The sequence below is a fragment of the Lentilactobacillus raoultii genome, from assembly GCF_900411375.1.
Taxonomy (GTDB): domain Bacteria; phylum Bacillota; class Bacilli; order Lactobacillales; family Lactobacillaceae; genus Lentilactobacillus; species Lentilactobacillus raoultii.
Genome location: NZ_LS422989.1, coordinates 107,443 through 125,384 on the forward strand (window position 1 = coordinate 107,443; position 17,942 = coordinate 125,384).

The following is a 17,942-nucleotide window of genomic DNA, read 5'->3' on the forward strand; positions in this document are numbered from 1 at the left end:
ACATTAATTTTCAATACATGATAGTTTTGATTTTAAAGCATTTAGGTTATGATAAAGTAGATTGTTTCAAGAAGGAGTCATGGCAGACAATGGTAAAACAAAAACAAAAATATGATGATTCCTCAATTCAGATTTTGGAGGGACTCGAGGCGGTTCGAAAACGCCCTGGGATGTATATCGGTTCGACCGACTATCGTGGCCTACACCACTTGGTTTATGAAATAGTTGATAACGGGGTTGATGAAGTTTTAGCCGGATATGGTGACATGATTAGTGTCACGATTCATAAAGATAATAGTGTGACTGTCGTGGATCATGGACGGGGAATGCCGGTAGGAATGCATGCTTCCGGCAAGCCAACACCTGAAGTTATCTTAACTCAACTACATGCTGGTGGTAAATTTGGCCAAGGAGGCTATAAAACCTCTGGTGGGCTTCACGGTGTTGGTGCCAGTGTTGTCAATGCACTTTCAAGTTGGTTAAAGGTCACAATTGTTCGCGATGGTTGCAAATATGAAGAAGATTTCAAAAATGGTGGCCATCCGGTTGGCACGCTTCGAAAACTTGGAAAAACTCGCGAACACACCGGGACCACAGTTAGTTTTAAACCCGACTCAACTATTTTTACAAATACCGTATTTAATTTTTCAACGCTTGAAGAGCGCTTACGAGAATCAGCTTTCTTGCTGAAGGGCACTAAAATTATTTTAAAGGATGAGCGACCCGATCAGGAACAAGAAGTCGTTTTTCATTATGAAGAAGGAATTAAGGAATTTGTCCAGTATTTAAATGAGGACAAACACATTTTAGGCGACGTCATGTTCTTTGATGGCACCAAAGACGGTGTTGAAGTGGAAGTAGCTGCTCAGTATAACGATGGGTATTCGGAAACAATGATGTCCTTTGTTAATAACGTTCGTACAAAAGATGGTGGAACTCATGAAGCAGGTCTTCGAAATGCATGGACAAAAGCATTTAATGATTATGCTCGTAAAGTTGGCTTGTTAAAGGATAAGGACAAGAATCTCGAAGGGAGCGATGTTCGTGAAGGCTTGTCTGTCGTTTTATCATTGAGAATTCCTGAAGAGATTCTTCAATTTGAAGGCCAAACCAAAGAAAAGCTGGGAACTCCGGAAGCTCGTTCAATTGTCGATAACGTTGTTAGTGAGAAGTTGGGCTATTACTTAATGGAAAATGGTGAATTTGCTCAAATGCTGGTGCACAAGGCATTAAGAGCGCGCCAAGCTCGTCAGGCTGCCCGTCGAGCGCGGGATGAATCTCGAAATGGTAAACGACATAAAAAGCAGGAACGGTTACTTTCCGGAAAACTGACACCAGCCCAATCAAAGGATTACAGTCGTAATGAGTTATTCCTAGTTGAAGGAGATTCAGCCGGCGGATCAGCTAAGCAGGGGCGTGACCGCCGCTACCAGGCCATTTTGCCATTACGTGGTAAGGTTTTGAATACGGAACGCGCAAAGCTTCCAGAAATTATGAAGAACGAAGAAATCAATACCATGATTTATACAATTGGTGCCGGTGTTGGCGCTGATTTCAAAATTGAAGATGCCAATTACGACAAAATTATTATCATGACCGATGCGGATGATGATGGTGCCCATATTCAGATATTATTACTCACTTTCTTTTATAAGTATATGCGACCGATGATTGAACATGGTCGGGTATTCATTGCGTTACCGCCACTATATAAACTTCAAAGAGGAACTGGTAAAAAGGCTAAGATTCAGTATGCTTGGACAAATGAGGAATTGAATCAGGTTTCTAAATCGTTTGGTAAAGGTTATAGCCTACAACGCTTTAAGGGTCTTGGAGAAATGAATGCTGATCAACTATGGGAAACCACAATGGATCCTAAAAGTCGAACACTTATTAAGGTTAGTATAGACGATGCTGCTTTGGCTGAAAGGCGGGTAACGACCTTGATGGGCGACAAAGTTGAACCAAGACGGAAATGGATTGAACAGAACGTCAAGTTCAATCTTGAAGAGGAAGGTAGTATTCTTGATAACACAGCCAAATAAAGCGATAGGGAGAGTTTTAATTGAGTAAAATTGAAAATTTATCTCTTGAAGATGTAATGGGAGAACGATTTAGTCGTTATTCCCGTTCAATTATTCAAGAACGGGCCCTTCCCGATATTCGTGATGGATTAAAACCGGTTCAGCGGCGAATCCTATACGCGATGAATAAAGATGGCAACACTTACGACAAAGCTTTTCGCAAGTCGGCTAAATCAGTCGGGAATGTAATGGGAAATTTTCATCCCCATGGAGACAGTTCGATTTATGAAGCGTTGGTCCGAATGAGCCAGAGTTGGAAAGTCCGCGAGCCTTTAATTGAGATGCACGGGAACAACGGATCAATGGATGGGGATCCGCCAGCTGCAATGCGGTATACTGAAGCTCGGCTAAGTAAAATCTCAACTGAGATGCTTCGAGATATTGATAAAGATACGGTTGATTGGGTGCTTAATTTTGACGATACTGAGTACGAACCAACAGTTTTGCCTTCCCGATTTCCCAACTTACTGGTTAATGGCTCAACTGGGATTTCAGCTGGGTATGCGACGGACATTCCACCTCATAATCTCGGTGAAGTAATTGATGCCGTCTTATACTTGCAAAAGCATCCCAAAGCGACTTTGGACGACCTCATGCAGTTTGTTAAAGGCCCTGACTTTCCAACTGGTGCAATTGTTCAAGGAATTGACGGCATTAGGAAGGCTTATGAAACTGGCCGGGGCAAAGTGATGGTTCGCTCAAAAACGGCTATTGAACAGCTAAAAGGGAATAAATCACAAATTGTGGTCTCTGAAATTCCCTATGAAGTCAACAAAGCTCAATTGGTTAAGCGAATTGATGAACTAAGATTAAATAAGAAAGTCGATGGGATTTCTGAAGTTCGGGATCAAAGTGATCGAGAAGGTATGAGTATTGTCATCGAGTTGAAGCGGGATGTTGATTCAACTGGCATTTTAAATTATCTTTATAAAAATACGGACTTACAAATTTCTTACAATTTTAATATGGTCGCCATTGATCATATGCGTCCTAAACGCCTTTCTCTAAAAGAAATTTTGACCGCTTACCTAGAATTTCAGCAAAGAGTCATCAAAAAGCGGACGCAATACGATCTTCAGAAGGCTTTGGATCGACAGCATATCGTTGAGGGCCTGATAAAAGCACTCTCAATTTTGGATAAAGTGATTAAAACGATCCGCGCCAGTAAGAATCGGCGGGATGCCCGTGATAATTTAGTTAAAGCATATGAATTTTCTGAAAAACAGGCCGATGCGATTGTTGCATTGCAGCTTTATCGCTTAACGAATACCGATGTCACTCAGTTAGAAAAAGAATCTAAAGAATTAGCTGACAGAATTTCCGGATTCAGGAAGATTTTAGCCGATCCCAAAGAGTTAAATCGCGTGTTGGCTCGGGAACTACGCGCGATTGCGAAAAATTATCGTAATCCAAGACGAACTGAAATTCAGGAAAAGGTTGCGACAATTAAAATCAGTACTGATGTTATCATTCCAGATGAAGACGTTGTTGTGATGGTTAGTCATGATGGCTACATTAAGCGCAGCAGTATTCGCTCCTTTAAGGCTTCTAATAATGAAAATGGGTTAAAAGATGAAGACTACCCAATCTTTTTGAAGCAACTTAATGCGCGGGACCATTTATTTATGTTTACCAGTAAGGGCAACTTAATTTATCGACCAGTATTTGAAATTGCTGACGTGAGGTGGAAAGAAACTGGAGAACATATTTCACAAACAATTGGCTTGGATTCTGATGAAGAAATTATTGGGACCTTTGCTTTTAATTCGTTAAAAGACTCTGGAGTTTTCTTAATTGCGACGAGTGATGGCCACATCAAACGGACTAAACTTACCGATTTGGCGCCTGGAAGAAGCTATAAGAAGCATGCTTACGTTTATGAAAAATTAAAACAGTCCGATTCACGAGTTATCGCAATTGATTATTTGGCAAATCCAGATGCAGATGGTCAATTATTATTAATTTCCAAGCTTGGAATGGCATTACGCTATGGTATTGATGAAGTCCCAATTAATGGTGCCAGAACAACCGGTGTTAAGTCTCAAAAGCTTAGCGATGGTGATTTAATTACTAATATGCAGTTGGTAAATGATGACGACATCATTGCTATTGTGACACAACGTGGTGCCTTTAAAAAATTAGCTGTTAAGGAAATTCCTGTTACATCGCGAGCTCGTAAAGGCGTTATGATTTTACGTACGTTGAAGCATCACTCTCATGAAGTCGTTGATTTTGTTGTGATTAATAACGAAGATCAACCGCTTGAAGTAATGACTGATCATCAGCGGGTCCATGATATTTTGCCGAGTGAATTTTCACTTGGTGGCCGCTACTCGAATGGCTCATTTGTCATTGATGTTGAAAGTGAAGGAACACCAGCTAAAATTCATCAGAAACCGGCTGAATTAACAATTAATTAAAAAAATATCATCTCTGGATTGATTGTTATTTCATTTAGAATTATAATAATTAATAATGGTTGTTTATAAGTTATCTTATAAGATTGACAACTTCAATTATTGACTATAGATGTTGATATGGAGAGGTCTTTGACTAGTTTAGTGATCATATACAGAAGTAAAGTTTATCGTTGATTGACTTTAACTTCATTAAGGAGCGACTTAATGAAAACCACTCAGGAAAGTATTTTTTCATCAAAAACATTGTCGTATTTTCTTCAGTTGGCTGATACAATGAATTATACGCAGGCGGCTCAAATTCTGGGGATTACCCAACCTGCATTGACTCAGCAAATCAAAAAACTGGAGCGAACTGTTGGCACGTCACTTTTTTATTCGGTAGGTAAGAAGCTGCGTTTAACTGATGCCGGCTATATTATGCTGAAAACGACTCATCAGATCTATGATTTACTGAATGATGCGACTGATGAAATTCAGCAGGCTACCAGTTCAACTACCGGTGAAATCAATTTAGGAATTTTGGCCTCGATTGAGACCAAAGTTTTTGAAGATTTTGCTTTGGAACTCTATCAGGAAAATCCCGATTTAGTGGTCAATTTTCATATGTTGACCAGAAAAGAAATTTGGGAGAGTTTGGAAAACAATAAAATTGATTTGGCCATTATGTATCTTCCGGATGAATCAATTAAGAATTGGAAGCCTTACAGTTCTAAGAAAATTATTTCTGATGATTTGTTGTTGATTCATCATAACAAAGATCTTTCGAAGAAAAAGAAAGTTCGCTTGAAGGATGTTAATGATCGGCCATGGGTAATGTATCCACAGGATTACTATCTAAATCAGACATTACGCGAAGCATTCAAAAATCAGATGGCTGATTTTCCAACGGCTGCTGCGCGGTATACGATGCCGGAACAAATCCTAAAGTTTGCTATTAATACAGGAACTAATACAGCTTTGCCGAAGTCATACATGGTTAACATTAACTTAAAGGATCTGACAAGTGATGATATTTTTGTCTCCGAGTTTGATCCGAAAATTAAATTTGATTTGAAATTTGTTTACCGGAAAAATAAGAATGAAATTCCTCGAATTGGTCGATTCTTATCCAAGTTTGATGAATTTTTAAATTCAAAAGATTATTTATCCCGATTAGCAGATTAATTAAAAATAAAGGAGATTTTGTTAATGAGTAAAGAATTAGTTTTTGGTCATCAAAATCCTGATACTGATGCAATTGTTGCCGCAAAAGCCTATTCGTATCTTCAAAACAAATTGGGATATGACACTGAGGCCGTTGCTTTGGGACAACCAAATGCCGAAACCAACTTCGCTTTAAATTACTTTGATGAGCCGACTCCGCGGGTTATTAAGACGGCTGGCAATGAAGTGGATTCTGTAATGCTGGTTGATCACAATGAATTTCAACAAAGTGTGAGCGATATCAAGGACGTTAAGATCACTCACGTTGTCGATCATCACCGAATCTCAAACTTTCAAACGGAATTCCCGCTATATTATCGAGCTGAACCAGTTGGCTGCTGCAGCACAATCTTGGTAAAAATGTTTGATGAAAATAAGATTGAAATTCCAGCTCAATTAGCGGGACTGATGCTTTCAGCAATCATTTCTGATACGTTGCTTCTGAAGTCACCAACAACAACCGATGATGATAAAATTGCGGTTAAAACTTTGGCAGAAATCGCTGATCTTGATTATGAAAAATATGGGATTGAAATGCTTAAAGCCGGCACAAATGTTGCTGCTAAAAGTGATCAGGAGTTAATTGATTCGGATGCCAAATCATTCACAATGGGTGGTAAGAACGTTCGGATTGATCAAATTAATGTGGTTGACTTCGATGACATCAATCAGCGTCAAAATGACATTAAAAAAGCTATGACAGCTGAAGCTTCGGATAAAGGTTACGATTTATTCCTGGTTTTGGTTACCAACGTTTTGAATAGTGATTCAAAGTTACTTGCAGTGGGTGGACCGCTGGATGCAGTTGAAAAAGCCTTTAGTGCTAAATTTGCCAGTGATAATACAATGCCTTTGCCAGGAGTAGTTTCTCGGAAAAAGCAGGTTGTTCCACCATTAACCGATGCCTTAAGCTAATTTGAATAAATTAATTGATAATTATGGACGGTGATGACGATTGGTCATGACCGTTTTTTGTTTACTTTTAGTAATTAGCGGGCTATAATCAAGATATGAATTGTGTACAATTTGTTTTTAATCCAATATGGAGGTTAATCATGGTTAAAAAAGATGATTTGAAACACCGACTAACGCCTGAACAATACGCCGTTACTCAAAAAGCTGCGACCGAAGCTCCGTTCAGTGGCGAGTACGATAATTTTTATAAAGATGGTATTTACGTAGATGTAGTCAGTGGTGAGCCTCTGTTTTCTTCAAAGGATAAATACGATGCCGGCTGTGGTTGGCCATCATTTACCAAGCCAATCAGTCAGGAAAGCCTTCAAAAAGATTTGGATTTATCTCATGGGATGATCCGGGAAGAGGTTCGTAGTAAAGAGGCCCGCTCACATTTAGGCCACGTTTTTAGTGATGGTCCTAAAGAGGCTGGCGGCCAACGCTATTGCATTAATTCAGCTGCCTTAAAATTTATTCCAGTTGACGAGCTTGAGAAGGCGGGGTACGGTAAGTATAAACAAGTTTTTGACTAATAGTTGCGGACTATTGATCATTTTAAATTTTGAATTGAAGAGGTGCTTTTGATGGAAGATACAGCAATTTTTGCAGGTGGTTGTTTCTGGTGTATGGTCAAACCGTTTGATACCATGCCAGGCATTAAAAAGGTGGTTTCCGGATATACAGGTGGTCACGTTGCCAATCCGACCTATGAACAGGTTAGCAGCCATACAACCGGGCATACTGAGGCAGTTAAAATTACTTTTGACCCGGAAGTTATTAGCTATGAACAACTTGTTCAAATTTATTGGCAGCAAACTGATCCAACTGATGCGATGGGACAGTTCCAAGATCGGGGTGATAACTATCGCCCAGTCATCTTCGTTAAGAATGATGAGCAGCGAAAGATTGCGGAAGCCTCAAAAAAGAAATTGGCGGAAACCGGGATGTTTGATAAGCCAATTGTCACTCAAATTGAAGATGCCAAGCCATTCTATCCAGCTGAAAAAGCGCATCAACAATTTTATAAGAAGCACCCGTTTCGTTTTCAACTAGAAGAAGCTGGTGGGCGAGAAAAGTTTATTAAGGAACACTGGCAAAAGCAAAACAACTAAGTCAATTAATCGTCGATATATTCAGCAATTTTGAAAATATGTCGACGATTTTTTAATGGGAAAGTAAAACAAATTGTCAATTGCATTTGTTGAAAACCACGGTATTTCGTTGAAAATTCTTATTAAGTCGGGCAATTTTTCCGCTTGAGGCTTATAATAATATAAACGATAAAACCATCAGAAAATATAAAAACTGATTTGACAGGAGTTGTGACTTTATGGATCATAAGGATCGACTCAAATTATTGAGTGATTTAATTAAGATTAATACGGTAGGTGGTCGAGAAGAGGGAACAGCTAAGTTTCTTTCTGAGTATTTAGCCAACTACGGTATTCATGGAAAAATAATTGAAGTAGAACCCGGAAGATTTAATTTGGTTGCTGAGATTGGTGATCAATCTGAACCGGTGATTGTTTTTGAAGGCCATCAAGATACGGTAGATATTGGCGATCGCAATAAGTGGATACATAATCCATTTGGCGCCGAAATTGTCGGTGATCGAATGTATGGCCGTGGGACCAGTGATATGAAAGCTGGTTTGGCGGCTGAAGTGATTGCAATGATCGAATTAAAAGAAGCTGGTCAACCAATTAAAGGCACAATTCGGTTGTTGGCAACAATTGGTGAAGAGTCCAGCAAGATTAATCACATGCAGGGAGCAAAGTATTTTGCTGAACACGGCTACTTAGATGATGTTTCGGCAGCCATTGTGGCTGAGCCAAGTGGTGAGCCTTTAGATTGGTTAACTCAGGATGTGCCACTAAATCCCTTTAAATTTTCTAAAAGTCAAATCAAGGCATTGGTTGATCAGAACAACTCTGCAGAGCAATACATGCTGAGCTTTGCACACAAAGGATCCATTACTTATGAGACCTTGGCTAAGGGGAAAACTGCCCACAGTTCATCCCCGCAGCTCGGGATTAATGCCATTGCACCGTTAATTAAAACCTATGATAATGAAACAAAGTATTTTCGAACACTTCATGAAAAGAATCCCATTTTAGGAAAAACAATTCCAGTTGTTACTAAGATTGACGGTGGTGATCAGTTAAATTCGGTCCCAGCTTCGGCGGCCGTTTATGCAAAAATTAGGACGATTCCAGAAGAGCCAAACGCTGCCATTATTGAGCATTTAAAGCGAATTGTCACTAAAAATAATCAGGAATCTGCAGCAGAGTTAACTTTCAAGTTACTTGGCGATAAGGCACCTGTAGTGAGTGATCCGAATGACCGGCTGATTCAGATTCTGAAAAAACATGGCGAGCAATTGCTACAACAAAGTTTACCCCTTGGTGGCTATCCAGGAGGCACTGATGCTGCTGAGTTTGTTAAAGTTAATCCTAAAATGACAATTGCAGTTTTTGGCCCAGGCAACATGACTGCCCATCAGGTAGATGAGTTTGTTGAATTGGAAAACTTTGAACGATTCATTGAAATTTATAAACAAACGGTCCATGACTACTTAGAGAATTAAGATTTTTTACTCATTTAAAGACAATTTAAAAAGACCATTCCGCAATACTAATTGTGTATCGGAATGATCTTTTTATATCACTCGAAATAAAAGTGTCGCACACTTTCTCTTAGTGCAATTTACCTATTCTGAGTGACATCCCAGATTAAGCCATCAGCTTCCACTTCCGGCAAAGAAACGTGATTTAATGAAATTAATTGGATTAAAGTCACTTAACACTATTTTATAAAATAGCAATGGCGTTAAATTATCGCGTTTCTTTTGAATCCTCAAATTTTTAAATTACTTAAAATTTTAAAGGCCAATTCAAATTTTGTCAAGGACAATTAAGTTGGGTAAATGACAATATTAAATAATCTCGACAATTTAAAATCGTTTGCTTGGTCACTCGTTCAACTTTAAAGCCGGTTTTAACAGTGCTAAGTCCGTTTCAACACCTGTAATAATTGACAAACTGTTTTCTTGTTGTCCAGTTGAAATTGGCATGGCGACTTGAGGCACTCCCGCCAAACCGGCAAGTGACGTGAGCTTTTGAGTTTTGAGACGAATTTGTTCACCTATTTGGAAACCGATATCTTTTTCTAATGCTGGACCAGGGGTTGTGGGTAGTAAAAGCATTGCCTGATTAGTTAAAATATCCTGCAAATAGATCGAAAAATCATTTTTAAACGTGTAGTCACCTATTAGTTGGCGATCGCTCTTGATGGTTGACGCAAAAGCAAAATGTTCGGCAATATCGGCACCCAGATTTGGACGGTGCACTTTTAACCACGGTCCATAATTTTTCCAAGCTTCAAATCCCTGAATCCGTTTAAAGGTTTTCTGAAGCTGTGACAGGTTAAATAACGATGGTAACCGAAAGGGCTTGACCTGTTGGCTGGAAAGCCCTAATTTTGTTTGAATAGTAGCTACGTTGTCTAAATAGTTGAAGGATAAATTTGAAATTTGATCATCAACCAGATAATAGAGTGTTTTAAGATGAAGTGGGATTTGACCTCCATATAAGACAGATCCGACTTGCTCGAGAACTTGAGGAGACTCAGCTAAAATGCCAACTGTGTCAAAACTGGTTGCCAGTGGTGCCACACCATCGAGCAAAGTCATGCTGTGCGTTGGCCGAAACCCAAAAAGACCACAATAACTTGCTGGGACTCGAATTGAACCACCAGTATCCGTACCTAGTGCAAAATCAACTAAATCACTGGCAACGGCTGAGGCAGATCCCGAACTTGATCCACCCGGATAACAGGCAGGGTGTTTTGGATTCAATGGATCGCCATAGTGAACATTCTTCCCTTTGATTGAAAACATGAACTCATCGCTGATGGTGATACCAGTTAAGGCAGCTCCGGTATTTAGCAATTTGCGAATGGCGATAGCATGATGGCTGGCTGGTTGATGAGTCTGTTTCCAAATTGGGTTGCCCAACCCGGCAATGTGATTTTTAATATCAAAAACGTCTTTCACCGAGAAATGAAATGATGATAGCTCCCCTGGACTGGTGGGTTGGATGGTGACGTTGGCTTCAATATAGGGCGAGTTAATTGTTAGCATACTGATCACGGGCTTTCTTCAAAGATTGATTGGCAAGTTGCTGGTATAGTTTGAGATATACGTCGGGGCGGAAATCGGTTTGGCCATGTAACAACGGGTTAGGCTGGTAAATATCTCTTGAAGCCAAGGATAGATCGATGGTCGTTAGATTAACTTGAGATTGGTTAGCTTGCTTATCAGTGTATTTTCCACCAATGTAGTAATGGGCTTCCAGTATTTCCTGGCCGGGCCCCACGACACTGCTACCGCCCCAAAAATCATTGTAAAGATCTTTACCACCCAAATTAGCCGAAGCAATAAATATTCTATCTCGAATAACACCGGCTTCGATGTTCGTATTGGCTAAATGCTTCCCACGGATTTTAGCGGTTGCTGTGATGTTGATATATAGTCGGCAGCCTTGAGCTGCATAGTATCGCATCAATTCTGGAAATGCCCAGGTATCGTAACAGATGGCACAGCCGACCGGTCCCCATGGTGTCTCGATCATTAATGGATTTTGACCGCGGGCTGCCCAATTGGGTTCTAAGCCAGGCAAGTGCATTTTTCGATACGTCCCGATCAATCCTTGGGGACCTAAAACGGCCATTGAATTGTAGACTTGACCGGAATCCAGATCACGTTCAGGCATGCCGACAAAAGCATATACGCCGTAGTGATGGGTTATTTTAGCTAGTCGATTAGTTGCGGGGCCGGGAATTGGCTCGGCCATTTTAACTTGCATTTTGTTTTGAAATGGGACCTGAGGCTGATCATCATAACCAGTTAATGACATCTCTGGAAGTAGAATAAAATCAGCGCCACGCTTAGCACAACTTTCGATTAAGCCGGCAATTCGATCTAGATTTTGGGATTTCTTTCCCCAAAAAGCGTGAAACGTAATCACAGCAACATTGGTAATTTCTTTCATTATTTTTCAACCTGACTTTCTTTATTAACGGGATAATTTGTAAATAGAAACCCAATCGCACCAATCAAGAGTAGGCCAGCCCCTAAATAAAAGCCAATGGTCATACTGCCAAACTGATCGGCCAGCCAACCAGTGACGTAGGGTGCTAAGATTGAGCCGCACATGCCGATAAAATTAAAAGCCGAAAGGGTAGTTGATAGATATCGGTGATCAGATTGTTTGGTAATATAAGCAACTAAAATCGGATCAATAGCTAATTTCCCTGAAAGTCCGTAAATGATTAGTGCCCCCATTAGTAGGAGGTGATTTTGAGTCAGCCCAACTACCAAAAGTGATAATCCGGCAATGGGAACTAAAATCCAGACAAACATCTTGGCTCGACTAAATTTGTCGTAATAGTTGGCAAAAATTAATGCGCCAGGAATTGAAGCCCATGGGACTAATGAGGAAATAAATCCGACGGAAGTGCCTTTAAACCCCCGTTCAACCTCTAAAAACTGGGGTAACCAAGTTAAAACAACGAAATAGGCATAGATTGAACAGAAACATAGAAAAAATGTCAGTACCAAATTCCGGTTGGTAAAAATAATCTGAAGTTGACGTTTTACTGATAGTGACTGCTTTGAGCTCGATATGCCTTGAGAAGTGGGGTGATGGGGTTCTTTAAGTAACGTCATGAACAAAAGGCCAACAATAATGGTTGGTATTGAAATTATTAAAAACGGTAAATTCCAATGCTGGTGCTGCTGAAGCACCAAGTAGCTCGATAATAATAAACCAAATGATGAACCAAAGGCCATTCCGCTGTTAATGATGGCTGTTCCCAGCGTGAGTTTATCAAGTGGAATGGCTTCACCACTGAGTGCATATTGAGGGCCATAATAGCTACCTTCACCAATTCCGGCAATTGCCCGGACAACGAGAAATAACCCAAAAGTTGTGACAATTCCTGATAGAAAAGTCATTAGTCCAAAGATAAGAAAACCAATTGTAATCATCAGTCGTTTCCCCAGCTTGTCTGCTAAGATCCCAAATGGAATTTGGAAAATGGCATATGCTAAAAAGAACAAACTGCTGATAATTCCCAATTCAGCATTATTAATGTGAAAAGTGTCTGCAATTTGGGGCATCACTGGATTTAAAATCGTTCGATCTGCGTAAATTAAGGCCCAACCGGTAAAGCAAAGACCGATCACTTTCCACCAAGCATGATTTGGATGTGTAGAAGTCATTGAAAGTGGTTTTAAAGTAACGTTTGTTGGTTTTTCCATGAGAATTCCTCCCAATTTATTAATCCAATTGCCATCAATTAAGAAATAATGTTATATTATATTACATAATATACTTTTTGAGTTAGATTTAAAGCCATCAATTAGATAAAAAATCTGTTATTTTTGTCTAAATGTAATAAAAAATAACATATTTTCCGATTCTGGAGGGATGATCATTGGTTAATTTGCAAGCGTTATTAGAAGCATTTTCGAAACAATATTATATTCGGTTGACTAATATTGACTTATCAAATGTTCAAGTAACTGAGGTGATGGTAATGGCCACGCCGGATGTTAAAAATTGGTTAATTCCTGGTGAATTAGTTTTAACCAGCTTATTTGGCTTAACGATTGATCAGCAAAAGCGATTAGTTAATCAGCTCAAACGGGAGGGAGCTGCTGGGTTGATCATCAAAACAAATGCTTATTTAAAGCAAGTTCCTAGTGAATTAATCAAATTTGGCCAAGCACTTCAATTTCCATTGATCCAAATTCAACAACTAACTTATCGAAGCATTATTGACTGTTTTAATCGATTAAAGATGCAACCGGTCAGCGTTAAAGAAACGTTATTTGGGATTGAAGCTGAACAATTGTTGACGGCAGCTCTTAATAATCATCGTCCCAGTCAATTAGAACCATTGGCTGTTAAATTAGACCTGAAGATTCATGATCCAGTGCGGTTAATGACCCTTAGTCGGAGTCACCACTCAATTGAAACGCTAAGAAGGTTACAGTGGCTCGTAAAATCAAATTTTCAGCGAGTACTAATTGGTGTGGTTGATCAGTATATCTACGTTCTGATAGCTGATCAGATTGACTTTCAAGTCGTTCTTGGGAAGATTGTACCGGAACTTCCAAACGAGCATTTCCTAGTAAGTTCGGCCGGGATGCTTAATCAGCTACCAAGCCGTCGGCATCAATTAACCAATCTACGGCATTTAGTGATTGAGTCAAAGCCGAAAGCGGCTGTTATTGTTTATGATGAATTAGGGATTGATCAACTTTTTGTTAATATTGATCCCAAAATTATTTCACAAGCATTGCCGATGGCGCAACTGATAACGCTTCAACAGAAATCCCCAGAATTATTTAAGTCATTACGGGCTTATTTTCAAGCCAATCTAAATCTTACTAAAGCGGCTAAAGCTTTGTTTGTTCACCCCAAGTCACTCAGCTATCGGCTACATAAAATTGAAGACTTGCTAAAAATTGATCTAACTGACCCAAAACAATTACTCTATTTAAATTTTGTCAGTTACTTTTTAACGTTGTACAGTCATAAATTTAAAAATTAGTGAACAAACTCTTTTTAAAATTAATGCAAACCGAGATTGATAATGTGATAGCGATTACATTAATCAGTCACATTATTTGCCAGTTGACCGATTTAGGGGTTAAATTGAAATCAGAAGGGAGGGATCAGCATGTTTAATTGGGAAATTAATGAACCAGATGAATATAGTAAAAGTGAACATGCTCACTTTGTTGATTTGACGACTCGAAGTTATATTACTGCTGAAGGCCAAGCGACCAAGCATACCGATGACCCCGAATTTTTACGACTTGCTAAAGCGGCTGCCCGCATTGCTAAAACAATCAGTGACGGTCCTGATAAAGATATTCCGATTTCTGGATTTAAACCATATGTCCCTTATCCAATTCAAGCAGTTTGGCAGAAAACCGATCAGGGTGAAAACTTTAAAATTTGGATTAAACAACCGTTATTTGTTGACGAAGATGCCTTTAAGGCTGCTTTGGAAAAAATTCATTTTATTAATACCAAAAGTGAGGAACTTCGTTTTGAACAATTAGCGGAAGGAATTGAAGCTCAAACAATCAATCACGGACCCATTAGAGATAACAGCTGTCAGGCTTTTCAAGTCTTGAATAAAGCAATTGACGAAGGCGGCTACCAACGAATCAAAGAAGATGAATACCGGGAAGTTTATATTGATAATTTACCAATCACACCGGATAGCCTTGTACTGGTTCGATTTGCGATTGATTTAAACGGTCAACCAGCACCTGACATGGTGCATAATTGATAGTTAAAATAAAGAAGCCATTCAAAAAAAGGTGTTGATTCAAAGATTAGATGAATCAGCTCCTTTTTTATGTGCTTAGTGAAAGAGAGAAAAATTTAATAAATTTGTAAATAAGTTGGCATATTAATGCCGATTTAAACGCAGTTTTGTGACAAGTTTGTCATTTAATTGGCTTATTATATAAAGGTTGAATTTAATGAGTTAGTTAATTTTTAACCGACTATCAATTGAGTTAACGATGGGCATCTCAACTAGGCGGTTAAGACACACTATTTTTAAGAAGAAGGGGAAAGCGAAAATTCATGAAAAAGTCCAATTATCGGGGGTTATTGTCAATCTTGTTGATAGTTGCCGTTTTGACAACATGGCAGTTATTTAACACCAAACCATTGTCGGCATCGGCTTCGAGTTATCGAGTTGTGAAGACAACGACCATGAAAAAGACAGCTTATCATCGGGCTTCTGCCAATGGCGCCGTTTATAATTTAAACCATACTAAAAAATTGCACTTGTTAAAGCACTACCCATACACGACCTGGTACGCTTCCAAAAAGGTGATTTTACGACATCGTCATCAAAATGCGGTTTATTACAAAGTCAAAAGCTCATCGGGTGGTGCTCAAGGTTATATTTGGCATCATTATTTGAAAAAAGGAAAAGCACCGTTTGGTTTAAAATACGCGAAAGCAGCAGTTGCGATGGATGCTAAAACTGGGAAAGTCTTGTGGCAGCGTCATATGAATACGCCAAGAGCAATTGCTTCAATTTCAAAACTAATGACGTTATATCTCGTTAATAAGAAAGTGGCTGGCAAGGGAGCCGGTTGGAATAGTCGGGTTAAAACAAGCTACTCGGGTTTAAAGACCCTCGGCAATTCAGCTGTCTATGGTGGATTCAGATTCACAAGAAATCACTACACCGTTAAGCAATTATATGCAGCCGCACTGATTGAGTCTTCTAATAATGCAGCAATTGCATTAGGTCAGTGGGTTGCTGGTGGCTCAACACCGGCAGCTAATCGTCGCTTTATCAAAATGATGAACCATCAAGTTAAAGTGTGGCATTTAGGAAAAGCCCATTTTGTCACGGCTAATGGGATGGAACAAAATGCACTTCGTCATTACGGCTATTCCGTTAAGGGTGGTAACGCTAACCTGGTCTCGGCAAAAGATGTCGCTTTAATTGCTAAACACTTACTAGCTGATTATCCAAGTATCTTAAAAGAATCCAAACGTGGTTCATTAAAAGTAGCCGGTCAATTATGCCATAATTACAATAATCTTTTACCTGGAAGAGCTTTTTATCAGCCATCTTTAAAAGTTGATGGGTTAAAAACTGGTTTTACTGACTTGGCTGGCTATTGTTTTGTCGGGACTGGGAAAAAATCTGGTCATCATCGACTCATTACAGTTGTTCTACACGATCAAAATGAATTTACAGAAACCCGGTCGCTCATGAATCATGTTTACCGCCAGCATCGAATCTAATGTTATTTCTCTATCAAGTTATTTTTATCTAATGAATAAATATATTTAAAAACGCCCCAAGTTCTATCAAAACTAAATCAAGGGGTTAATTAAGGGAATAGTTAGAATTGAAAATCGAGTTAGGACGTTATTTTAAATGGCTGTTCTTCGTTAGCCTGGGTGTCATAATATTTCAAGTTGGCAATACTGCAACTGTCAGGGCTGCTAAGGTCGATCCAAATTATCGGATTGCTTCGATTAAGAAGTCCAATTTAAGAGTAAAAGCTGTCAGATACAACGCCAAAACAGCCATGTGGAATTATCCATACCGGTCAAATCGGGCAGCCAAAAAAACGCATTGGCTAAAAAACTATGCCAAGCATTCTATGGTGGTTCTCAAAACGGCAACGCTAAAAAATGGATTACGCTATTACTATGTTCAAGTGGCCAAACGACCATCGGTTACCGGTTGGGTATATGCGAAAAATTTGCAACAGATGACTATGGTCAGTCTGGGAGATTCAATTACCAAAGGCTGGACAGGCACCTCTTATGCATCTGATCCCTATCCAAAATTAGTTGCAACTCAATTAGGGGTGACAGATACTAATCTTGGTGCCAATAATGGTAAGGTGGTTGGTGATACAGTATTGGATCTTACTGCCAACGTGACCAATACAATTTTTAAAAATTATGATATCGCCACTATTGCTTACGGGGTAAACGACTATTTTCATTCATCCCTAAGTGACGTCACTCAGGTACTCGATGACCAGCTAAAGGCTATTAAACAGCAAGCACCAAAGCTCCAGTTATTTGGTATTTTGCCGCTGGATTGCTACACAACACAGTTTGGAACTGATCAGCTTAGTGATGCATATGACACCATTGGCTACCACGATTATACGTTAGGCCAACTTTGCGATGCTGAAGCAGACGTTTACAAAGCTAATGGCATTAAGTATCTGGATTGGCGAACCGCGACGCCACAAATTGTGCCGACAACGATTGACACATCAATTTTTGGTGATGGGAAACTGCATCCCACTCAAACTACTTATGATCAAATGGGAACGGTTATTACAAACTTTATGGAACAAAATCTTAAATAAGTTACCAATTATTTAACGACTTCAACAAGCCGATCTTGACATGATAGTGCCAGGATCGGCTTGTTTTAAGTTAATTCACAAAAGTTAATTGTTGAAATAATATAAACACTTTGTGAGATGCCATAAAGTTCACTTTTTTAGGTAAATGGCTTGATAATAATCGATTTAAGCAATAACTTCCGCTAAATTCCCACTAACTAACTGTTAAATATCTTAAATGCAAAATGATTTATTTTAATAAAAGTGGTTAAAATTTTATAAATATTTTAGCGGAAAACCTATTTTATAATGTTGCCGAATCCGTTATTTTTGTAATTGTAAGCGGTTACTGAG

General features: G+C 39.2%; 14 protein-coding genes. 11 read left to right on the forward strand and 3 right to left on the reverse strand.

Annotated features, from left to right (window positions below; translation table 11 throughout):
* The first annotated feature begins 89 nt into the window (after positions 1-89).
* From parE to ED605_RS09060, 7 genes are all read left to right on the forward strand, one after another.
* A complete protein-coding gene (parE, locus tag ED605_RS09030; protein WP_121978580.1) occupies positions 90-2,045 on the forward strand; it encodes a DNA topoisomerase IV subunit B in 1,956 nt (651 codons plus the stop codon).
* A gap of 20 nt (positions 2,046-2,065) precedes the next feature.
* On the forward strand, positions 2,066-4,504 hold the full coding sequence (gene parC / locus ED605_RS09035) for a DNA topoisomerase IV subunit A (protein WP_121978581.1): 2,439 nt from the start codon (positions 2,066-2,068) through the stop codon (positions 4,502-4,504).
* Between the two features lie 204 nt (positions 4,505-4,708).
* Positions 4,709-5,668, forward strand: a complete 960-nt coding sequence (locus ED605_RS09040; RefSeq protein WP_121978582.1) for a LysR family transcriptional regulator — start codon at positions 4,709-4,711, stop codon at positions 5,666-5,668.
* Positions 5,669-5,692: 24 nt separating this feature from the next.
* On the forward strand, positions 5,693-6,622 hold the full coding sequence (locus ED605_RS09045; protein ID WP_121978583.1) for a manganese-dependent inorganic pyrophosphatase: 930 nt from the start codon (positions 5,693-5,695) through the stop codon (positions 6,620-6,622).
* Positions 6,623-6,762: 140 nt separating this feature from the next.
* Positions 6,763-7,194: a peptide-methionine (R)-S-oxide reductase MsrB gene (gene msrB / locus ED605_RS09050; protein WP_121978584.1), complete on the forward strand. Its 432-nt coding sequence runs from the start codon at positions 6,763-6,765 to the stop codon at positions 7,192-7,194.
* A gap of 51 nt (positions 7,195-7,245) precedes the next feature.
* Positions 7,246-7,773, forward strand: coding sequence for a peptide-methionine (S)-S-oxide reductase MsrA (msrA, locus tag ED605_RS09055; protein ID WP_121978585.1), 528 nt, complete (start codon positions 7,246-7,248; stop codon positions 7,771-7,773).
* Positions 7,774-7,991: 218 nt separating this feature from the next.
* Complete coding sequence (locus tag ED605_RS09060; RefSeq protein WP_121978586.1) at positions 7,992-9,248, forward strand: M20/M25/M40 family metallo-hydrolase; 1,257 nt, start codon at positions 7,992-7,994, stop codon at positions 9,246-9,248.
* 384 nt (positions 9,249-9,632) lie between these two features.
* On the opposite strand, the gene ED605_RS14985 is transcribed toward ED605_RS09060, so the two are convergent.
* From ED605_RS14985 to ED605_RS09075, 3 genes are read right to left on the reverse strand one after another with little or no spacing between them, the layout of a single operon-like run.
* Positions 9,633-10,802 (reverse strand): amidase family protein, encoded by a 1,170-nt coding sequence (locus ED605_RS14985; RefSeq protein WP_121978587.1) that lies wholly within the window; start codon positions 10,800-10,802, stop codon positions 9,633-9,635.
* Complete coding sequence (locus tag ED605_RS09070) at positions 10,789-11,712, reverse strand: carbon-nitrogen hydrolase family protein (protein WP_225419097.1); 924 nt, start codon at positions 11,710-11,712, stop codon at positions 10,789-10,791. Before ED605_RS09070 ends, ED605_RS14985 begins: the two co-directional genes overlap by 14 nt.
* Entirely contained in the window at positions 11,712-12,983 is a 1,272-nt protein-coding gene (locus ED605_RS09075; protein WP_370824855.1) for an MFS transporter, read from the reverse strand. Before ED605_RS09075 ends, ED605_RS09070 begins: the two co-directional genes overlap by 1 nt.
* Before the next feature lie 176 nt (positions 12,984-13,159).
* On the opposite strand from ED605_RS09075, the gene ED605_RS09080 reads away from it, so the two are divergent.
* The 4 genes from ED605_RS09080 to ED605_RS09095 all read left to right on the forward strand — a co-directional run bounded on the left by ED605_RS09080 (position 13,160) and on the right by ED605_RS09095 (position 17,609).
* Positions 13,160-14,281: a PucR family transcriptional regulator gene (locus ED605_RS09080; protein ID WP_121978589.1), complete on the forward strand. Its 1,122-nt coding sequence runs from the start codon at positions 13,160-13,162 to the stop codon at positions 14,279-14,281.
* A 129-nt stretch (positions 14,282-14,410) separates the two neighbouring features.
* Positions 14,411-15,031, forward strand: coding sequence for a hypothetical protein (locus tag ED605_RS09085; RefSeq protein WP_121978590.1), 621 nt, complete (start codon positions 14,411-14,413; stop codon positions 15,029-15,031).
* A gap of 302 nt (positions 15,032-15,333) precedes the next feature.
* Positions 15,334-16,518, forward strand: coding sequence for a D-alanyl-D-alanine carboxypeptidase family protein (locus tag ED605_RS09090; RefSeq protein WP_121978591.1), 1,185 nt, complete (start codon positions 15,334-15,336; stop codon positions 16,516-16,518).
* 107 nt (positions 16,519-16,625) lie between these two features.
* Positions 16,626-17,609 carry an SGNH/GDSL hydrolase family protein gene (locus ED605_RS09095; RefSeq protein WP_121978592.1) on the forward strand — a complete coding sequence of 328 codons (984 nt, stop codon included), beginning with the start codon at positions 16,626-16,628 and terminating at the stop codon, positions 17,607-17,609.
* Positions 17,610-17,942 lie beyond the last annotated feature (333 nt).

Bases quoted from the DNA above. Each gene is read 5' to 3' on its own strand.
- parE (WP_121978580.1), top strand. From the start codon at position 90: ATGGTAAAACAAAAACAAAAATATGATGATTCCTCAATTCAGATTTTG.
- ED605_RS09040 (WP_121978582.1), top strand. From the start codon at position 4,709: ATGAAAACCACTCAGGAAAGTATTTTTTCATCAAAAACATTGTCGTAT.
- msrB (WP_121978584.1), top strand. From the start codon at position 6,763: ATGGTTAAAAAAGATGATTTGAAACACCGACTAACGCCTGAACAATAC.
- msrA (WP_121978585.1), top strand. From the start codon at position 7,246: ATGGAAGATACAGCAATTTTTGCAGGTGGTTGTTTCTGGTGTATGGTC.
- ED605_RS14985 (WP_121978587.1), bottom strand. From the start codon at position 10,802: ATGCTAACAATTAACTCGCCCTATATTGAAGCCAACGTCACCATCCAA.
- ED605_RS09070 (WP_225419097.1), bottom strand. From the start codon at position 11,712: ATGAAAGAAATTACCAATGTTGCTGTGATTACGTTTCACGCTTTTTGG.
- ED605_RS09085 (WP_121978590.1), top strand. From the start codon at position 14,411: ATGTTTAATTGGGAAATTAATGAACCAGATGAATATAGTAAAAGTGAA.
- ED605_RS09060 (WP_121978586.1), top strand. From the start codon at position 7,992: ATGGATCATAAGGATCGACTCAAATTATTGAGTGATTTAATTAAGATT.
- ED605_RS09090 (WP_121978591.1), top strand. From the start codon at position 15,334: ATGAAAAAGTCCAATTATCGGGGGTTATTGTCAATCTTGTTGATAGTT.
- ED605_RS09045 (WP_121978583.1), top strand. From the start codon at position 5,693: ATGAGTAAAGAATTAGTTTTTGGTCATCAAAATCCTGATACTGATGCA.
- ED605_RS09075 (WP_370824855.1), bottom strand. From the start codon at position 12,983: ATGGAAAAACCAACAAACGTTACTTTAAAACCACTTTCAATGACTTCT.